We start from the raw sequence: 18,422 nt of genomic DNA on the forward strand, positions 1-18,422 counted from the left end.
CGTCCGTGGAGCACTGGCTCACCGTCGCAGTCACGGTCCTCGCCGTCCTGCTGGACCTGGCGATCCGCGCCTTCTCGATCATCTACGTCCCGATCAACCGGAAGCCGCAGACCGCGACCGCCTGGTTGCTCGCGATCTTCCTCATCCCGTACATCGGCTTCATCGTCTTCCTGGTCATCGGGTCGACGAAGCTGCCACGTGCCCGGCGTGAGAAGCAGACCGAGATCAACGCGTACATCCTCGAGCAGACCGAGGGCATCGAACGCGTGCGCCGTGACCACCCGTGGCCGCTGTGGCTCGAGAGCATCACGACACTGAACCGCGAGCTCGGCGCGATGCCCCTGGTCGGCGGCAACTCGGCGGAGCTCTACCCCGACTCCGAGGAGTCGATCGCGGAGATGACCCGGGCGATCGACCAGTCGCGCCGGTTCGTGCACGTCGAGTTCTACATCGCGACGCTCGACGACACGACCCGGCCGTTCTTCGACGCGCTCGCCCGCGCACAGGCCCGCGGTGTGACCGTGCGGTTCCTGCTCGACCACTGGGCCAGCCGCGGCTACCCCGGGTACAAGGACACCCTGGCGTTCATGGACCGCGCCGGCATCGAGTGGCACCTCATGCTCCCGTTGCTGCCACTGCAGGGGAAGTTCCAACGCCCCGACCTGCGGAACCACCGGAAGATCATGGTGCTCGACGGATCGGTGGCGTTCACCGGGTCGCAGAACCTCATCGACGCGTCGTACGACATGAAGTCGCACATCGAGAAGGGCATGGTCTACAAGGACCTGTTCGCCCGGTTCGAGGGACCGGTCGTCGCCGGCCTCAACGCCCTGTTCGTCACCGACTGGTACAGCGAGACCGACGAGCTGCTGCTCCGCGAGAGCGATCCCGTCCAGCGCGCTGACCGTGGGGACGCGCTCGACTGCCAGGTGGTGCCGTCCGGGCCCGGGTTCGACGGCGAGAACAACCTGCGCCTGTTCAACGCCCTGCTGTACTCGGCACAGAAGAAGGTGTCGATCACCTCGCCGTACTTCGTGCCGGACGACTCCATGCTCTACGCGATCACCACGACGGCACAGCGGGGCGTCGAGGTGGAGCTCTTCGTCGGCGAGATGGGCGACCACGCGATGACGTGGCACGCGCAGCGCTCCTACTACGAGGGGCTGCTCCGTGCCGGCGTGAAGATCTGGCTGTACCGGGCACCGACGATCCTGCACGCGAAGCACTTCACGATCGACGACGAGGTGTCGGTGATCGGGTCGAGCAACATGGACATGCGGTCGTTCAGCCTGAACCTCGAGGTCTCCGTGATGGTCCGCGGGCACCGCTTCGTCGATGCCCTGCGCGAGGTGCAGCACGCCTACAAGGAGCACAGCTTCGAGCTGACGCTCGACGAGTGGGACGAGCGTCCGCGGCGGTCCAAGGTGCTCGACAACGTCGCGCGGCTCACGGCAGCGCTGCAGTAGCGCGTGCTGTCGCGCTGTCGCGCTGTCGGACGGGAGGCGCGGCTCGCCTCCGCCACGCACCGTGCGGCACCGGCACCGGCACCGGCACCGGCAGGGGCGCTCAGCGCATCGGGACGAGGGACGCCAGGCCGGCGACCGCGCGCTCGAGCGGGCCACGGCCGAGGAACCGCCGCCACGTCATCGCGAACACGATCGACACGAGCGCGAACCAGCCCCACGCCGCCGCCGACTCCGGGTACTCGGACAGCAGCGCGATGACCACGAGGTGGCCCGAGTAGACCGTGAGCGGCATCGACCCGACCGCGGCGAGCGGGAACGCGATCCGCTCGGCGAGCCGGCCGCGACCGTCGAACACCAGGGTGCACAGCGCGATGACCGCCACCGCCACCCCCGCGGTGCCGACGACGTCGACCGTCGTCGAGGAGTGGTCGCGCGGCGACAGGAAGAGCTGGGCGAAGGCCTGGCCCGGGGTGCTGTCGTCGGCGGCGTACGGGACGCCCGGGAACGCGAACGCGGCCCCGGCCGGCAGCGGCGCGAGGACCGTGCCGACGACGTACGCCGTGGCGGCGACCAGTGCGCCGGACACGAGGAGCGCGACCTGCCGGCCACGATCCTCCAGGCTCAGTCGCGCGACCGCGAGACCGACCAGGACGTACGCCAGGAAGGTGACCACGGGGTAGACCAGGCCGAGCTGCACGCCGACCATGCCCGCGTCGGCGAAGGCCGGTGCGGTCGCGACGGCGACCACCGGCGACAGCACGGCGCAGGCACCCGCGATGGTGAGCAGCCACGCCGGACGGACGCGGAGCACCGGGATGACCAGGACGAACAGCGCACCGTAGGTCGGCAGGATCACGTAGACCGGCGTCTCCAGCGCGATGAGCACGAAGCCGATGGCGACGACGGCCGCCGCACGGATCGCCAGGCGAGCCCGCACCCGGCCGATCGTCGGGGGTCCTGGCGGGGTCGTCCGGCCGCTCGTCAGACCGATCGAGACCCCCGCGAGCACCGCGAACAGCGCCGACGGCCGCCCGTTCGCGACCGCGGACCACGTCGTCGGATCCGCCCAGTCGAGCTGCTCCGCGATGCCACCGATGTGCGCGGCCATCATGCCGAGCAGTGCGACGGCCCGCGCCACGTCGACGCCCTGCAGGCGCGCTCCGGACACCGACGCGCCCCGCACCGCACGGGGCGGGACGGGGCGCGTGTCGGTCATCGTGCTCAGTTCGTGGGCGCGTCGACGCGGCCGAGCGACACGTCGATCATCTCGTCGCGGGGCACGACCTTGACGCGCTCACGGCCCTCGGCCGCACCGAGTGCGAGCTCGTGGGTGTCCAGGTGGTGCCAGCCCTCGAGGTCGGTGTACTCGACACCGCGTTCGCGGAGGAGCGCCGGGATCGCGCCCTCGGACGGGTCCTCCGGCGTCCACCAGCTCGCCTGGTCGTTGACGATGTGCTGCACGGTCTCCATCGCGTCGGACTTGGTGTGCCCGATCAGGCCGACCGGCCCGCGCTTGATCCAGCCGGTGGCGTAGACGCCGGGGATCTGCTGGTTGTCGTCGTCGAGGACCTGGCCCTCGTGGTTCGGGATGACGCCGTGACGCTCGTCGAACGGCAGGCCGGGCAGCGGCGAACCGAAGTACCCGACGGCGCGGTAGGCGGCCTGGATCGCGATCTCGCGGATCTCACCGGTGCCCTCGACCCCGCCCTCGCCGTTCGGACGGGTGCGCTCGTACCGGATGGCGGTGAGGTTGCCCTGCTCGTCGCCGACGAACTCGATCGGCTTCGCGTAGAAGTGCAGGTGCAGCCGGCGGCTCGCCTGGCCGACCTCGCGCGTCCGCCACTGCTCGAGCACCCGGTTGATGACCATGACCTGCTTGTTCGTCGCGATCGCGGCCTTCGATGCTTCGTCGTGGTCGAAGTCCTCGTCGTGGACGATCATGTCGACGTCGCGGACCTCGCCGAGCTCGCGGAGCTCGAGCGGGGTGAACTTCACCTGCGCCGGACCACGGCGCCCGAAGACGTGGACGTCCGTGACGGGCGACGCCTTGAGGCCCTCGTACACGTTCGCCGGGATCTCGGTCGGCAGCAGGTCGTCGGCGTGCTTCGCCAGGATGCGGGAGACGTCGAGCGCGACGTTGCCGAAACCGATCACCGCGACGCTCTCAGCGGTCAGCGGCCAGGTGCGCGGCACGTCGGGGTGTCCGTCGAACCAGCTGACGAACTCCGCGGCACCGTAGGAGCCCTGCAGGTCGACGCCCGGGATGTCCAGGTCGGCGTCCTTGATTGCACCCGTCGAGAAGACGACCGCGTTGTAGTGCTTCTTCAGGTCCTCGAGCGTGATGTCCTCGCCGAAGCGGACGTTGCCGAACAGGCGGACGACCCCGCGGTCGAGCACGTCGCGCAGGGCGTTGACGATCCCCTTGATGCGCGGGTGGTCGGGCGCGACGCCGTAGCGCACGAGACCGTAGGGCGCGGGGAGTTGTTCGAACAGGTCGATCGACACGTCGTGTCCGTGGGCCTCGCGCAGCAGGATGTCCGCGGCGTAGATGCCGGCGGGTCCGGCGCCGACGATGGCGATTCGGAGGGTGGGCACTGATCGTCTCCAGTTCGTTCGGATGGGGTGCTCCCGGAGGTGCGTCCCGCGCGGTGACCTCGGGGCCGTCGCGGACGGTGTCCGGCGGCAGGTGTTCAGCGGCTGCGGTCGACGACGGAGTCCGCGAAGCGGGTGAGCGCCCGCTTCACCGTGCCGTCGGGCAGCGGTGCGAGGGCGGCGACGGCGTCGCGGGCCCAGCGGACGGCGACCGCCCGCGTCGACGCGGTCGCCTCGTGCTCGCGCAACGCAGCGACGGCCGACTGGTACGGCGCCGAACCGACCGACTCGTCCGGAGCGCCGTTCACGTCACGCTCGATGCGCTGGACGAGGTCCTGCGCCGCAGCGTCCGTCGCCGCGTGCCGACGCAGGTGCAGCATCGGCAGCGTGTCGACGCCCGCACGGAGGTCGTTTCCGGCGATCTTGCCGGTCTTGTCGGTGGCCGGTGCGAGGTCGATGACGTCGTCGACGAGCTGGAAGGCCACGCCGACCTTCTCGCCGAAGGTGCCAACGGCGTCGAGGTAGGCGCGGTCGGCACCGGAGAACATCACGCCGGCGCGGGCGGCGGTCGCGATGAGCGAGCCGGTCTTGTCGCTGAGCACCTGGATGTAGTGCTCGACCGGGTCGTCCTCGGGCTGCGGGCCGGTGGTCTCGTGCAGCTGCCCCATGCAGAGGCGCTGGAAGGTCTCGGCCTGCATCCGGATGCCCTCGGTGCCGAGGTCGGCCGTGATCAGGCTGGCGCGGGCGAAGAGCAGGTCACCGGTCAGGATCGCCACGTTGTTGCCGTACGTGATCTGCGCGGCGGGGACACCCCGGCGGACGGGGGCTTCGTCCATGACGTCGTCGTGGTACAGCGACGCCAGGTGGGTCGTCTCGATGCTGACCGCTGCCTTCACCACGGCATCGGTCACGCCGTCGCCGAGCTGCGCGATGAGCAGGGTCAGGGTCGGGCGGATCCGCTTGCCACCGGCGGAGAGCAGGTAGCGGCTCGTGGTGTCGGCCAGGGTGTCCGTGGACCGCATGGCGTCCTCGAGCCCCTGCTCGACGAGCTCGAGGCCGTCGTCGACCGCGGAGATGAAGCGGCGGTCGGCGGGCGTGGCGAACAACCGCTCGCCGATGCCCAACGACGCGCGGAGGCTCGGCGCACGACGTGCGACCGGGACGCTCGGATTCAAGTGCTGCTCCGTCTTCGGGGGTGGTGACCGGTCAGTCGTCGGCCGGGTCGACGCGCGGCTGCTCGCCGGTGGTCTGGTGGTCTCGGCGCGCCTTCGCACGACGGGCCGCGGACTCGCGCACCGTGTCGGCGACGGGCTTGCGGCCGCGGTGCAGTGCGACGATACCGGCCGTGAGGTTGCGGTAGGCGACCACCGAGAACCCGACGCCGCGCAGCCACTGCGTCAGGACCTGCTGGTCCGGCCAGGCGTCGATCGACTCGGCGAGGTAGCGGTAGGCGGCCGGGTTGCTGCTCGAGAGCTTCGCGATGCCCGGCAGCACGCGCTTGAGGTACGTGCCGTAGCCGAGGCGCAGCAGGGCGCGGGGCGGCGTCGAGAACTCGCAGATGACGACGCGACCGCCGGGCTTGAGCACGCGGAGCATCTCGGCGAGCGCCTGCTTCGGGTCGTTCACGTTGCGCAGCCCGAACGAGATCGTGACGGCGTCGAACGTGTCGTCGTCGAAGGGCAAGTGCTCCGCGTCGCCCTCGACGAAGGTGATCTCGGGGTGCCGCTCGCGACCGACCGCGATCATGCCGGCGGAGAGGTCGAGCGCACTGACCTCAGCCCCCTTCTTGGCGAAGGCCGCGGCACTCGTGCCGGTGCCGGCAGCGATGTCCAGGATCTTCTCGCCCGGCTGGGGGTCGACCGCCCGCACCGTGGCGACACGCCACAGCGGTGCGTTGCCAGCCGACAGGATGTCGTTCGTGAGGTCGTACTTGGCCGCGACGTCGTCGAACATCGCCGCTACCTCGTCCGGCCGCTTGTTCAGGTCCGCTCTGCTCACCCGACCAATCCTAGAGGTCCCGACCGTACGTTCACCGGACTCGCGGCGACGGTCCGCGCGACGGGCGCCCGGCCGGGCGCTCCACCGACCGCGCGTAGCATCGGAGGCGTGACCCGAACCACCACGGCGGCGCCCCCGCTGACGGTCTCCACCCGGATCCTCGACGACCCGGGCACCGTCCTCCGCCACACCCTCCGCGACCGTCCCCTGGCCTTCGTCCGGAACGGCGACGGGATCGTCGGCATCGGTGAGGCACTGCGGTTCACGTTCACCGGACCCGACCGGATGCGCGACGCCGCGGCCGTGTGGCGCACCGTCGTGGAGTCGGCCGTCGTGGACGACCCGGTGCAGCTCCGAGGCTCCGGGCTGGTCGCGTTCGGGTCCTTCGCCTTCGCCGACGACTCCGCCGACGAGAGCGTGCTGATCGTCCCGCGCGTCGTCATCGGCCGCCGACGCGGCAAGGCCTGGCTCACCGCGATCGACACGACCGCCGGTGCCGAACCCCTCGCCTTCACCCGGACGTCGGTGCCGGTCCCCCGGATCGGCCCGCACGTCTCCGTGGCGCTGCGCCCCGGCCGGATCGACGAGGACGTCTACGCGGCGAACGTCGCCGAGGCCGTCCGCCGCATCGTGGCCGGGGCGGCGCAGAAGGTCGTCCTCGCCCGCGACCTCGTCGGCACGCTGCCGTCGGGTGCCGACCGCCGTGCCCTGCTGCTCGACCTCGCCAGCGCCTACCCGCAGTGCGTCACGTTCGCCGTCGACGGACTCGTCGGCGCGACCCCCGAGACCCTCGCCCGCACCGACGGCACCAAGCTGACGGCACGTGTCCTGGCGGGCAGCGCCGCGCGCGGTGCCGACGAGGTGTCGGACCGCGCCGCGGCCGAGGCCCTCGCCGCGAGTGCGAAGGACGTCGAGGAACACGCGTTCGCGATCGACAGCCTGCTCGCCTCGCTCCGGCCGCTCGTGACCGAGCTGCGCGCCGACCCCGAGCCGTTCCGGCTGCAGCTGCCGAACCTGTGGCACCTGGCGACCGACGTGCAGGCGACGCTGCCGCCGGACACCACCTCGCTCGACGTCGCGGATGCCCTGCACCCGACGGCCGCGGTCGCCGGCACCCCGACAGACGTCGCCGTCCGGCTCGTCGCCGAGCTCGAGGGCGTCGACCGTGGCCGGTACGCCGGTCCGGTGGGCTGGATGAGCGCCACCGGCGACGGCGAGTGGATGCTCGCGCTGCGCAGCGCCCGGATCGACGACGACGGCACCGTGCGGGCGTGGGCGGGTGCCGGGGTCGTGGCGGGGTCGGAACCCGAGCGCGAGGTCGCCGAGACCGCCCTGAAGTTCCGACCGATCACCGACGCCCTGGCCTGAACGTCGCGGCGCCCTGGCCTGAGCGTCGCGACGCCGGAGCGCCGCGTCAGTCCGCCAGCGGGACCTCGATCACGACCCGTTCGGCCGGGTCGGTGAGCACCCGCTCGAGGTCGCCCCACGTCTCCGCGCGGCGGTACTCCCAGCCGAGCCCGGTCACGACCCGTTCGACGTCGACGTGCTGCGGGGTCGACATCATCCGTCGCATGTCCTCTGCCGGCGTGGTGCGCGCAACCTCGAGCCCACGGAAGATCGCACCGCCGTGGTCGTTGCCGACGACGACCTGCACCCGGTGCGTGCGCTCCTCGGTGCCGGTGACGAACGCCCCGAGGTCGTGCAGCAGCGTCAGGTCGCCGAGCAGCACGCGCGTGGTGCCGACCGACGCCGACGACTGCTCGAGCGCCGCGGCGATCCCGAGCGCGGTCGACACGGTGCCGTCGATGCCGGCGAGGCCGCGGTTCGCGTGGACCCGGATCTTCTTGCCGAGCACCCGCCCGTCGGCGACGCGGATGATCTGCGAGGCACCGAGCACGAGTCGGTCATGCGGCCACGTCACGCCCCACACGGCATCGGCGAGCATGGCACGATCGACGGGCCGGCGGCGGAGGGCGACCTCGTCGCGCAGGAACTTGTTGCGTTCGGCGCGGTCCGCGGACCGCTTGGCGCCGAGGTCCGGTCCGGCGTCGCCGTCACCGAGCAGCTGCCGGCTCGCGCCGACCCAGCGGCCGACCCACGCACGGTGTTCCGGACGGGTCCGGCCCGTCACGCGGACGTCGGACACGAAGGTGGTCACGGCGTCCGGTCGGGAGGCACGGGCCGGGTCGTACGGATCGGCTGCCGGTCCGCGGACCACGATCGTCTCGACCCCCTGCCGCTGCAGGAGCTCCGGGACCTCACGGCTGAGGGTCGGGTGCCCGAGCACGACGGCCCGACGGACCGCCCCGCCGAAGTCGGCGTCGCGCAGGAGTTCGCGGTAGGTGACGACGAGGTTCCGGCCGAACCGTGCGCCGCTGGAGACCTCGGCGAGCAGGGGCGCCCCGAGCTCCCAGGCGATGCGCTCGGCGTCCTCGCCGGCGTCGTGCCCGGCGATGACGACCGTGCCCGGCGCATCGTCCGGTGACAGCTCGGCGACCGGCAGGCCCCCGTGCACGCGTCGGGTGGCGAACGCGGTGTCGACCTCGTCGTCGGGGACGCCCTGCACGTGCTCGACGTCGAGGCCCGCGGACAGGGGTTCACGGAACGCGACGTTGAGCTGCGCCGGTCCCGGTTGTCCGGTGTGTCCGGCGGCCGCGGCGACGGCCTGGCGGGCGAGGTCGCGGAGCGCTGCACGCACCGAGGCGTCGGCCCCGTGCGCGGAGGGCGCCTCGACGTCGCGGACGAAGGCGACCGCGTCGCCGAACATCCCCGGCTGGACGGTGGTCTGGTTGCTGCCGATGCCACGGAGTTCGTCGGGGCGGTCGGCGCTCAGCACGAGCATCGGGACACCGGAGTGGTGCGCTTCGAGGACGGCGGGGTGCAGGTTCGCGACGGCGGTGCCCGAGGTCGTCACGACGGCGGCCGGTCGACCGGACTCCACCGCGAGGCCGAGGGCGAAGAACCCGGCGGTGCGCTCGTCGAGCCGGACGTGCACGCTCAGTCCACCGGCGCGTTCGAGGGCGACGGCCGCCAAGGCGAGGGCCTGCGACCGCGACCCGGGGCTGACCACGACGTCGGTGACGCCGGCACGCACGAGTTCCTGCAGGAGCGCCAGTGCGGCGTCGGTCGCCGGGCTGCCCGATCCGGCGGGACCGTCAGCGATCGGTGCGGCCGTCGTCGTCCCGCTCGTGGAACTGGTCTTCGAGGTCTTGGAGGGTCGCGTCGTCCTGGTCCTTGTCCGTGAGGGTGTCCCCCGGAACCGGCGTGCTGCCGAGGAAGTCCGGGTCGTCTTCGGGTCCACGGTAGCGGGCGGTGGCGCCCGGGGTCGCCGGGGAGCGGCCGAGCAGGAACCAGAGGACGCCGCCGAGCACGGGCAGGACGATCACGAGCAGGATCCAGACGCCGCGCCTGAGGGAGCGGACACGTTCGCGGGGCATCGTGGCGCAGTCGATGGCCGCGTACACCGTGAAGGCAACGGCGGCGACGACGACGATCAACCACAAGCGGACCATGCCCAGGAGTGTAGGTCGCGAGCCTGTGATGCCCCTGCCGGTCGACCGTCCGTAGACTTGCCGGGTGAAAGCGTGGCTCCTGTACACCCTGGCCCGGCTCGGTATCTTCGCGGCGGCGCTCGTGCTCCTCCTGCTCCTGACCCCGATGCCCTGGTACTGGGCGACGATCATCGCCGCCCTGGTCGGGCTGCTGGTGTCCTACATCGCGCTCGCCGGACTCCGCACCAAGGTCGCCCTGAGCCTGGCGAACCGTCGTGGCGCCCCGGAGCGCGATGCGGACAGCGACTTCGAGGACGACTTCGTCGACGCGGCGGACACCGACGCCGCGGACACCAAGGCCGTGCGCCCGGTGTCGGACGCCGACCGCCACGCCGCGCGCCGGGACACCGACGCGGAGTAGCCCGGCGGAGCCCTACGGCTGGACGGCGAGCGTGATGCCGAGCACCACGCCGAACACCAGCGACGCGAACGACGACAGCTGCAGCGCGGTGATGAGCTCACGCGGCTTGCGCGACGACACACCGATGGCGAGCGCCGGCAGCGCCAGCAGCAGCGAGAAGTACGTGAAGCCGGTGCGGAAGTACAGCAGCACGAACCAGAGCAACACGACGTACGGCAGCATCAGGAACAAGCCGTAGAGCACCCGTGCCACCGGCCGACCGACGACCACCGCGAGCGTGCGCTTGCCGGCCAGACGGTCCTCGTCGATGTCACGGATGTTGTTCACCATCAGGACCGCGCAGGCGAAGAACCCGGCGGCGACCGCGGCGGCCCACCCGCTCGCGGTGGCCCGGTCGATGAGCACGTACTGGGTGCCGAGCACCGCGACGAGACCGAAGAACACGAAGACGAAGACTTCGCCGAGCGCGTTGTAGCCGTACGGCTTCTTGCCACCGGTGTAGAACCACGCGGCGACGATGGCAGCGGCGCCGACGAGCAGCAGCCACCACAGCTGGGTGAGCACCACGATGACGATCCCGGCGACGGCTGCCAGACCGAAGAACGTCAGGGCGACGGTCAGCACGGTCCGCGGCTTCGCGAGACCAGCCCCCGTCAGGCGAGCCGGGCCGACGCGGTACTCGTCGGTGCCGCGGACCCCGTCGGAGTAGTCGTTGCTGTAGTTCACGCCGATCTGCAGGAACAGCGCCACCGCCAGCGCGAGCAGGGCGATGGCGAGGTGCCCGTCCTGGCCCAGGAACCCACCGAAGTCGTCGGTGGTGCCGCTGTCGACGAAGGCCACGGTCGTGCCGAGCACCACGGGGACCACGCCGAGCGTCAGGGTGCGGAGTCGCGCCCCGCCGATCCAGTCCCGCGCGGTCGCCCGCCGCTTCGAGCGGACCGGGGCTGCAGCCTTGGCCGGGTTGCCCGATCGGCCCTGCTTGTGCGTCGTGTTCTTCGTTCGTGCCACGACCACCGATCCTATCCGCGCCGCGTCGCACTGCGCCGCGGTGCCGTCGAGCGCACCTACCGTGCCGCGAGGTCCTGGATCGCCCGCCGGTCGGGCTTGCCGGACGCGAGCATCGGCAAGCGCTCGACGAGCACCACCGCGGCCGGACGTGCGGCTCGGCCGAGGGCGTCGCCCACGTGGGACCGGACGGTGTCGAGGTCGAGCGGCTGCTCGGTGACGACGACCGGCACCTCGCCCCACTCCCCCGAGGCCCGGCGGGTGACGACCGCCCCGTGTTGGTCGGGCAGGTCGCGCACGAGGCGCTCCACCGCGCCGAGCCGGACCTTCTCGCCCCCGGAGATCACCACGTCGTCGAGGCGTCCGAGCACCCGGACCACACCGTCCGACACCGTGGCGGCGTCCCCCGTGCGGTACCAACGCAGCCCACCACGCTCGACGAACGTCGCAGCGGTCCGGTCGTCGTCGCCGAGGTAGCCCTCGGCGAGCATCGGTCCGGACAGCTGCAGCTCGCCGTCCACGACCGCGGAGTGCACGGTGCCGAGCGGGACGCCGTCGTACACGCAGCCGCCGCTCGTCTCGCTCGCGCCGTAGGTGGTCACGATCCGCACGCCGGCGGCGACCGCTCGCTCGCGCAGCGCCGTCGGGGTCGCCTGCCCGCCGACCAGGACGGCGTCGAACCCGCTCAGTGCGGCGGTCGCCCGGTCGTCGTCGAGCACGCGGGCCAGCTGCACCGGGACGAGCGACGTGTACCGGCGCGGGGCGGCCGGACCCGTGACGACCCGGTCCGCGGCGTCCGCGAACGTCGCGGCGTCGAAGTGCCCCGGCGCGACGACGACGGGGGTCGTCCCCGCCGCGATCGACCGGGTCAGGACGTTGAGGCCCGCGATGTAGTGCGTGGGCAGCGCCAGCACCCAGCTGCCCGGTCCGCCGAGCGCGGCGTCCGCCGCTGCGGCACCGGCGAGGAGCGCCTCGGACGAGAGTGCCACGCGCTTGCCGGTGCCGGTGGATCCGCTCGTCTCGACCACCAGGGCGACCCCCTGCCGGACGTCGGACGGTGGCGGGGTCGGCAGCGCCGGCGTTCCCTCGGCGACGGGGAGCAGCGCGGGGCCGCCGGTGAGTGCTGCCTCCAGGCCGCGGAGCACGACCGACGGATCCGACGTGCCCATCGCGACCAGGGGATGGGTCATACCGGCACCGCCGGGCTCAGTAGTGCCACGGGAACGACGTCCACTCGGGGGCGCGCTTCTCGAGGAACGAGTCACGACCCTCGACGGCTTCGTCGGTGCCGTAGGCGAGCCGCGTCGCCTCGCCAGCGAAGACCTGTTGCCCGACCATGCCGTCGTCGACGGCGTTGAACGCGTACTTGAGCATCCGGATCGCCGTCGGGGACTTGCCCAGGACGATCTCGCCCCAGCGGATCGCCTCGCGCTCGAGTTCCTGGTGCGGGACGACGGCGTTCACCGCGCCCATCTCGTACGCGCGCTGCGCCGAGTACTCCTGCGCGAGGAAGAAGACCTCGCGCGCGAACTTCTGCCCGATCTGCTTGGCGTAGTAGGCGCTGCCGTAGCCGCCGTCGAACGAACCGACGTCGGCGTCGGTCTGCTTGAACCTGCCGTGCTCGGCGCTCGCGATCGTGAGGTCGCAGATCGCGTGCAGCGAGTGTCCGCCGCCGGCCGCCCACCCCGGCACGACCGCGATGACGACCTTGGGCATCATGCGGATGAGGCGCTGGACCTCGAGGATGTGCAGCCGGCCCATCGAGGCCTGTGCCGCGGCCGGGTCCACCCCCTCGGGCGGTGCACCCTCGTCGCCCACGTACTGGTAACCGCTGCGCCCGCGGATCCGCTGGTCGCCACCGGAGCAGAACGCCCAGCCGCCGTCCTTCGGGCTCGGGCCGTTGCCGGTCAGCAGGACGACGCCGACGCGGGGATCCTGACGGGCGTCGTCGAGCGCACGGTACAGCTCGTCGACGGTGCGCGGGCGGAAGGCGTTCCGCACCTCGGGCCGGTCGAACGCGACCCGCACGATCCCCTTCGAGACGTGCTTGTGGTACGTGATGTCCGTGAACTGCTCCGCGATCGGAGCCGCGGTCCAGACGTCGGGGTCGAACAGGTCGGAGACGGGAGCAGCCATGCCCCCAACGTACCGTCGCGGGCCGATGTCGCCCTGGTCGGGCAGCCGACTCAGGCGCCCATGCCCGTCAGCAGCTCCGGGGCGACGAACACCACGATCACGATGAGGATGACCGGGTTGGCGAAGAAGGCGACGACGACCCCGACGGCGCCGTACCAGCGGCCGAGCGCACCGACGGCGGCGACGAAGCCGAGCACCGCGGCGATGAGGGTCAGGAACACGACGACGAAGCAGATCCCGAACGCGAACTCGGTGTCGCCGCCCATGAACACCGCGAACGCGCTGGCGTCCACCGCGGCGGAGACCACCGCGAGCCCGAGCGCGATCTTGCCGACGACCGGACTGCGACGCCGGCGCACCGCGCTCTGCCGGACGTCCACGGTGCCCTGCTGCATGAGCCGGGCGAACTCGTCGGTGTCGCGGCCGGGGCGCTGCGATGCACGCTGCCGTGATGCAGGCTGCTGCGGTTCCCGCGCCACCGCGCCTCCCTCGTTCCGGGCCGATCGGCCCGGGTCGTGTCGTGTGCCGACCGAGGCCGACCGATGCATGCTAATGCCCGGCCCTGGCGGTCGCCTCCGAGGAACCGGCAGGCCCGCTGGATGCGGTGGGAGGATGGCGGACGTGCTCCCCGACCTCGCCGAACTCACCGCCGACGCGCACGTGGTCGCCCTGCCCATGCGGGTGCGGTTCCGCGGCATCACCTTGCGCGAGGCGATGGTGCTGCGGGGCCCCTCCGGGTGGACCGAGTTCTCGCCCTTCGTCGAGTACGACGACACCGAGGCGGCCGCGTGGCTCCGTGGCGCGGTCGACTTCGGGTGGACCGCGCACGAGGCCGCCACGGACTCGGTCCCCGTGAACGCCACCGTGCCGGCGATCGCCCCGGACCAGGTCGAGGCACTGCTCGAGCGCTACCCCGGCTGCACCACCGCGAAGGTCAAGGTCGCCGAACCCGGCACGACCATCGACGACGACGTCGCCCGGGTCGCGGAGGTCCGACGGGTGATGGGTCCCACCGCCGCCGTCCGGGTGGACGCCAACGGCCTGTGGAGCGTCGACCAGGCCGCCGAGGCGCTCGAACGCCTCGCCCCGTTCGACCTGCAGTACGCCGAGCAGCCGTGCCGCACGGTGCCGGAGCTCGCGGAACTGCGGTCACGGATCGTCGGTCTCGGCGTCCGGATCGCGGCGGACGAGAGCGTGCGGAAGGCCGCGGACCCGCTCGCGGTCGCCCGGGCCGGCGCCGCCGACGTCCTGGTCGTCAAGGCGCAGCCGCTCGGCGGGGTCTCGGCCGCCCGTGCCGTCATCGCCGAGGCGGGACTGCCCTGCGTGGTCTCCAGCGCGCTGGACACCTCGGTGGGACTCGGGATGGGGGCGTTCCTGGCCGCGTCGGCGATGTCCCCGGGGTACGCCGCGGGGCTCGGGACGGCTGTGATGTTCACGTCCGACGTCACTGCGGATCCCCTGCTGCCGGTCGGTGGCCGGGTGCCGGTCCGCCGGGTGTCGGTGTCGTCGGAGCTGCTGGAGCGGAACGCCGCGTCGCCGGAGCGCACCGCGTGGTGGCGGGCGCGGCTCGAGCGGGTGCACGCCCTGCTCGCCGCGTCGTAGACCCAGTCGGAAGACGCCGTCGTCTCCGCGGCGGTCGAGGTTCCACGACACACCGCTCACGTTCGCCGAGGTTCCACGACACACCTCTCGCTCCCCTCCAGGTTCCGAGATTTCGGAACCTGGAGAGGCCGGAACGCCGGTTCGCGCGACCTCGACACGCGGCTCGAGACGCGCGCGAACGACGGACGGGAGGCACGGTGCCAGCTGGCACCGTGCCTCCCGTCCGGCCATGGTCGCGACCAGGGCCGCGTCAGCGACCCGACGCGCTCACAAGCCCGAGTAGCTGTGCAGGCCCTTGAAGAAGACGTTCACGACCGAGAAGTTGAACATCACGGCGGCGAAGCCGATCAGCGCCAGCCACGACGACCGCGCACCGCGCCAGCCACGGGTCGCCCGGGCGTGGATGTACCCGGCGTAGACGACCCAGATGATGAAGGTCCAGACCTCCTTGGTGTCCCACCCCCAGTACCGACCCCAGGCACGCTCGGCCCAGACGGCACCGGCGATGAGGGTGAACGTCCAGAGGACGAAGCCGACGAGCAGGACGCGGTAGGTCAGGACCTCGAGGCGGTCGGCGTCCGGCAGGGTCGCCATGAAGCGGAGCTTGCCCGACGCGGTCCGGCCCTGTCGGTAGGTCTGCACGAGCTGCGCCACCGCGAGCCCCGCACCGAGCGCGAAGAACCCGGTGCCGGCGATCGCCACGAAGACGTGGATGACGAGCCAGTAGGACTGCAGCGCGGGCTGCAGCGGGACGACGGGCACCCAGTAGTTCACGGTCGCGATGCCGAGCAGGATGATCGTCAGGCCGGTGATGAAGACGCCGAGGAACTTCAGGTTCTGCCAGAACTGCACGAGCAGGAAGATCAGCGTGATGAGCGCCGTGCCCGTCAGCGAGAACTCGAACATGTTGCCCCACGGCACACGGTCGGCCGCGATGCCGCGCAGGACGACCGAGGCGACGTGCAGCACCAGGGCGAGGATCGTCATGGCCATGCCGACGCGCTCGAACTTCGTGCTGCGACCGGACCCGCTGCCGTTCACCGGCGGTGCGGCGACCTGCTCGAGCACGACCGTGCCGCCACGGACGGTCGCGACCGTCTTCGCCTCGCGGGAGGCGCCTGCGGCGGCCGCGTCGTCGGAGTCGGCCCCGGCGTTCTTCGCGGCGGCGGTGACGTCACCGGACCGCTTCGCCATGTCGAGCGCGAACGCGATGAACGCGATGACGTAGACCGCCATCGCGGAGTACGTCAGCACGACCGAGTAGGTCGCGAGGTTCGTGGTCATGTCGTTCACTGGGGCATCCTAACTCCGAGGTCCGACGTGTGGCGCTGTGCGATGTCCGCGACGGCCCGTTCGAGGTTGGGGTCCTCACCGCGGGCGAGGCCCGCGTACTCCAAGTCGTACTCGCCGTGCTCTGCACCCTTGCGGGGCACGACCTTCACCCACACGCGTCGGCGCGGGACGAAGAGCGACGTGAGCAGGCCGAGGGTCGACAGCAGTGCGAACCCGGCGACCCATGCCTGCGAGGGGTCGTGGTGCACGTCGAGCGACACGTACCGCTTGACGCCGTCGAAGGTGATCGACCCGGCGCCGTTCGGCAGCTTCTTGGTCTGCCCGGGCTTGAGCTCGACACTCGCCGTGTCCGACTGGCGGCCGGCGATCTGGTCGAGGCCCTTGGTGTCGAGCGTGTAGACGCTCTGCGGGACGCCGCTGTCGAGACCGAGGTCACCCGTGTAGACCTGCAGCGTCAGCAGCGGGTTCTGCGTGTCCGGGTAGGCGCTCGTGTACGCGCCGGTCGCGTTCTTCACCGCCGTCGGGTAGAAGAACCCGACCATGCCGAGCTGGTCCGGCACCGAGTCCGGCACCTTGATGACGCCGGTGGACGTGTAGTTGGCGTCCTCGGGCAGGAACGGCACGACGTCCTGGAACGCCACGTTGCCCTCGCCGTCGCGCACCGTGACGTTCATGGCGTACCCGTTGCCGAGCAGGTAGACGTTGGTGCCGCCGACGTGCAGCGGGTCGTTCACGCCGAGCCGGCTGGTCGTCGACTCGCCGCCCTTCTCCTTGCTCGTCACGGTCGCCGAGTAGTCGAGCGCCTGGCCGAGGGCGTCGAGGTTCTTCTCCTCGTACTTCGTGACGAACTTGTCGAGCGTCAGGTTGTAGCCCTTGAGGTCGGTCTGCTGGAACCACCGGCCCGGGTTGAACGAGTCGTAGGAACCGAGCACGTTCGAGAACGTCTGCCCCTCGACGAGCAGCCGCTGCCCGGTGAAGCCGAAGCCGCCGCCGACACCGACGGCCAGCAGGACGCCGACCAGGGCAGCGTGGAACACCAGGTTGCCGGTCTCGCGCAGGTAGCCGCGCTCCGCGCTCACCGAGTCTCCGAAGCGCTCGACGCGGTACCCGGAGCGCTTCAGGATGGCCATCGCACGCGTCACCGCGTGCTCGGTGGACGGGAGGCCCGTGGCCAGGTCGATCCCGGTGGTGCCGTCGATCATCGCGTCGGGCTGCACCGCCACGGTGCGGAATCCCGCGAGTCGCGTCAGGCGGACGGGGGTCCGGGGCGGACGGGTGCGGAGGGCCTGCCAGTGGTGCTTCGTGCGCGGCACGATGCAGCCGATCAGGGAGACGAAGAGCAGCAGGTAGATCGCCGAGAACCACACCGAGGTGTAGGTGTCGAAGACCTGGAGCTTGTCGAGGATCGGGTACAGCGTCGCGTGGTCGTTCTTGTACTGGACGACGCCGTTCGGGTCGGCGGTGCGCTGCGGCACGAGCGAGCCCGGGATCGCCGCGAGCGCGAGCAGCATGAGCAGGAACAGCGCCGTGCGCATGCTCGTCAGCTGCCGCCAGAAGAACCGGAGGGTGCCGACGAAGCCGAGCTTCGGCTGGTTGACCCCGGTGTCGCCGGGGCCGGAGCCGTCGACGTGGTCGGACGGTCGCTGCGGGTCCGACGCGGAGTCGGTACCCGTCGCTTCGGTGTCGGGATCAGACCGCGGGGACAAAGCTCTGGATCACCGCCCCGACGCTCGACATGACGGCCGACCAGATTCCGGTGACCATGAGCAGACCGATGACGATCAGGATCGCTCCTCCGATGATGTTGACGGTGCGCATGTGGCGCTTCACGGCACGGATCGCACCCGTCGCCCAACCGGCGCCGAGGGCGACGAGGACGAACGGGATGCCGAGCCCGAGGCAGTACGCGACGCCGAGCCACATGCCCTGCCAGGCACTGCCCGACTGGACGCTGAGCAGGTTGATGGCGGCGAGCGTCGGGCCGAGGCACGGGGTCCATCCGAGGCCGAACACGATGCCGAGCAGTGGGGCACCGACGAGCCCGGTGGCGGGGGTCCAGCTCGGCTTGATCGTGCGCTGCATGAACGTGAACCGGCCGACGAAGACCAGGCCCATCGCGATGACGACGACGCCGAGGACCTGGGTGATGAGGTCGCGCCACCGGACGAGCCAGAACCCGAGTGCCCCGAACACCGTCGTGTAGGCCACGAAGACCGCGGTGAACCCGAGGATGAACAGGAGCACCCCGAGCACGACCCGGCCCCGGCGCTGTCCGCCCTCGGCGATGCCGCCGACGTACCCGAGGTAGCCGGGCACGAGCGGGAGCACGCACGGGGACAGGAACGACACGAGCCCGGCGAGCGCGGCCACGGGCAGCGCCACGGCCATCTGGCCGCTCAGGATCGCGTCGGCGAAGGG

General features: G+C 71.6%; 17 protein-coding genes. 4 read left to right on the top strand and 13 right to left on the bottom strand.

Going from position 1 to position 18,422, the window contains the following annotated elements:
* The first annotated feature begins 5 nt into the window (after positions 1-5).
* Entirely contained in the window at positions 6-1,466 is a 1,461-nt protein-coding gene (cls, locus tag ITJ59_RS14810; RefSeq protein ID WP_194652059.1) for a cardiolipin synthase, read from the top strand.
* A 100-nt stretch (positions 1,467-1,566) separates the two neighbouring features.
* On the opposite strand, the gene ITJ59_RS14815 is transcribed toward cls, so the two are convergent.
* The 4 genes from ITJ59_RS14815 to ITJ59_RS14830 all read right to left on the bottom strand — a co-directional run bounded on the left by ITJ59_RS14815 (position 1,567) and on the right by ITJ59_RS14830 (position 6,056).
* On the bottom strand, positions 1,567-2,682 hold the full coding sequence (locus tag ITJ59_RS14815) for a heparan-alpha-glucosaminide N-acetyltransferase domain-containing protein (protein ID WP_194652060.1): 1,116 nt from the start codon (positions 2,680-2,682) through the stop codon (positions 1,567-1,569).
* Between the two features lie 5 nt (positions 2,683-2,687).
* Complete coding sequence (locus ITJ59_RS14820; RefSeq protein WP_194652061.1) at positions 2,688-4,061, bottom strand: FAD-dependent oxidoreductase; 1,374 nt, start codon at positions 4,059-4,061, stop codon at positions 2,688-2,690.
* 95 nt (positions 4,062-4,156) lie between these two features.
* Positions 4,157-5,233, bottom strand: a complete 1,077-nt coding sequence (locus ITJ59_RS14825) for a polyprenyl synthetase family protein (protein WP_194652062.1) — start codon at positions 5,231-5,233, stop codon at positions 4,157-4,159.
* Between the two features lie 31 nt (positions 5,234-5,264).
* Positions 5,265-6,056: a demethylmenaquinone methyltransferase gene (locus ITJ59_RS14830; protein ID WP_194652063.1), complete on the bottom strand. Its 792-nt coding sequence runs from the start codon at positions 6,054-6,056 to the stop codon at positions 5,265-5,267.
* A gap of 108 nt (positions 6,057-6,164) precedes the next feature.
* On the opposite strand from ITJ59_RS14830, the gene ITJ59_RS14835 reads away from it, so the two are divergent.
* A complete protein-coding gene (locus tag ITJ59_RS14835; protein ID WP_194652064.1) occupies positions 6,165-7,424 on the top strand; it encodes an isochorismate synthase in 1,260 nt (419 codons plus the stop codon).
* A 46-nt stretch (positions 7,425-7,470) separates the two neighbouring features.
* On the opposite strand, the gene menD is transcribed toward ITJ59_RS14835, so the two are convergent.
* Together menD and ITJ59_RS14845 are read right to left on the bottom strand one after the other, a co-directional pair.
* Positions 7,471-9,219: a 2-succinyl-5-enolpyruvyl-6-hydroxy-3-cyclohexene-1-carboxylic-acid synthase gene (gene menD, locus ITJ59_RS14840; RefSeq protein ID WP_194652184.1), complete on the bottom strand. Its 1,749-nt coding sequence runs from the start codon at positions 9,217-9,219 to the stop codon at positions 7,471-7,473.
* Positions 9,212-9,568, bottom strand: coding sequence for a PLD nuclease N-terminal domain-containing protein (locus tag ITJ59_RS14845; RefSeq protein ID WP_194652065.1), 357 nt, complete (start codon positions 9,566-9,568; stop codon positions 9,212-9,214). Before ITJ59_RS14845 ends, menD begins: the two co-directional genes overlap by 8 nt.
* Before the next feature lie 64 nt (positions 9,569-9,632).
* On the opposite strand from ITJ59_RS14845, the gene ITJ59_RS14850 reads away from it, so the two are divergent.
* Positions 9,633-9,968, top strand: coding sequence for a DUF4229 domain-containing protein (locus tag ITJ59_RS14850; protein ID WP_194652066.1), 336 nt, complete (start codon positions 9,633-9,635; stop codon positions 9,966-9,968).
* A gap of 12 nt (positions 9,969-9,980) precedes the next feature.
* Here ITJ59_RS14850 and ITJ59_RS14855 read toward each other — a convergent pair whose 3' ends face one another.
* The 4 genes from ITJ59_RS14855 to ITJ59_RS14870 are packed head-to-tail and all read right to left on the bottom strand — an operon-like array spanning position 9,981 to position 13,588.
* Positions 9,981-10,982 carry a 1,4-dihydroxy-2-naphthoate polyprenyltransferase gene (locus tag ITJ59_RS14855; RefSeq protein ID WP_194652067.1) on the bottom strand — a complete coding sequence of 334 codons (1,002 nt, stop codon included), beginning with the start codon at positions 10,980-10,982 and terminating at the stop codon, positions 9,981-9,983.
* 50 nt (positions 10,983-11,032) lie between these two features.
* Entirely contained in the window at positions 11,033-12,163 is a 1,131-nt protein-coding gene (locus ITJ59_RS14860) for an AMP-binding protein (RefSeq protein ID WP_194652068.1), read from the bottom strand.
* 16 nt (positions 12,164-12,179) lie between these two features.
* Positions 12,180-13,109 (bottom strand): 1,4-dihydroxy-2-naphthoyl-CoA synthase, encoded by a 930-nt coding sequence (locus tag ITJ59_RS14865; RefSeq protein WP_194652069.1) that lies wholly within the window; start codon positions 13,107-13,109, stop codon positions 12,180-12,182.
* A gap of 50 nt (positions 13,110-13,159) precedes the next feature.
* Entirely contained in the window at positions 13,160-13,588 is a 429-nt protein-coding gene (locus ITJ59_RS14870; protein WP_194652070.1) for a hypothetical protein, read from the bottom strand.
* 133 nt (positions 13,589-13,721) lie between these two features.
* On the opposite strand from ITJ59_RS14870, the gene ITJ59_RS14875 reads away from it, so the two are divergent.
* Complete coding sequence (locus tag ITJ59_RS14875; RefSeq protein WP_194652071.1) at positions 13,722-14,711, top strand: o-succinylbenzoate synthase; 990 nt, start codon at positions 13,722-13,724, stop codon at positions 14,709-14,711.
* A 267-nt stretch (positions 14,712-14,978) separates the two neighbouring features.
* Here ITJ59_RS14875 and ccsB read toward each other — a convergent pair whose 3' ends face one another.
* From ccsB to ITJ59_RS14890, 3 genes are read right to left on the bottom strand one after another with little or no spacing between them, the layout of a single operon-like run.
* Entirely contained in the window at positions 14,979-15,995 is a 1,017-nt protein-coding gene (gene ccsB / locus ITJ59_RS14880; protein ID WP_194652185.1) for a c-type cytochrome biogenesis protein CcsB, read from the bottom strand.
* A 5-nt stretch (positions 15,996-16,000) separates the two neighbouring features.
* Positions 16,001-17,710, bottom strand: coding sequence for a cytochrome c biogenesis protein ResB (gene resB / locus ITJ59_RS14885; protein WP_194652072.1), 1,710 nt, complete (start codon positions 17,708-17,710; stop codon positions 16,001-16,003).
* Positions 17,694-18,392 (bottom strand): cytochrome c biogenesis CcdA family protein, encoded by a 699-nt coding sequence (locus ITJ59_RS14890; RefSeq protein WP_194652186.1) that lies wholly within the window; start codon positions 18,390-18,392, stop codon positions 17,694-17,696. Before ITJ59_RS14890 ends, resB begins: the two co-directional genes overlap by 17 nt.
* Positions 18,393-18,422: the final 30 nt, after the last annotated feature.

Origin of the sequence: Curtobacterium sp. VKM Ac-1393 (assembly GCF_015350995.1) — a bacterium.
Classification (GTDB): domain Bacteria; phylum Actinomycetota; class Actinomycetes; order Actinomycetales; family Microbacteriaceae; genus Curtobacterium.

Excerpts from the sequence above, each read along its gene's own strand:
- ITJ59_RS14815 (WP_194652060.1), bottom strand. The coding sequence starts at position 2,682 with ATGACCGACACGCGCCCCGTCCCGCCCCGTGCGGTGCGGGGCGCGTCG.
- ITJ59_RS14845 (WP_194652065.1), bottom strand. The coding sequence starts at position 9,568 with ATGGTCCGCTTGTGGTTGATCGTCGTCGTCGCCGCCGTTGCCTTCACG.
- ITJ59_RS14860 (WP_194652068.1), bottom strand. The coding sequence starts at position 12,163 with ATGACCCATCCCCTGGTCGCGATGGGCACGTCGGATCCGTCGGTCGTG.
- ITJ59_RS14865 (WP_194652069.1), bottom strand. The coding sequence starts at position 13,109 with ATGGCTGCTCCCGTCTCCGACCTGTTCGACCCCGACGTCTGGACCGCG.
- ITJ59_RS14875 (WP_194652071.1), top strand. The coding sequence starts at position 13,722 with ATGGCGGACGTGCTCCCCGACCTCGCCGAACTCACCGCCGACGCGCAC.
- ccsB (WP_194652185.1), bottom strand. The coding sequence starts at position 15,995 with ATGACCACGAACCTCGCGACCTACTCGGTCGTGCTGACGTACTCCGCG.
- ITJ59_RS14890 (WP_194652186.1), bottom strand. The coding sequence starts at position 18,392 with ATGGCCGTGGCGCTGCCCGTGGCCGCGCTCGCCGGGCTCGTGTCGTTC.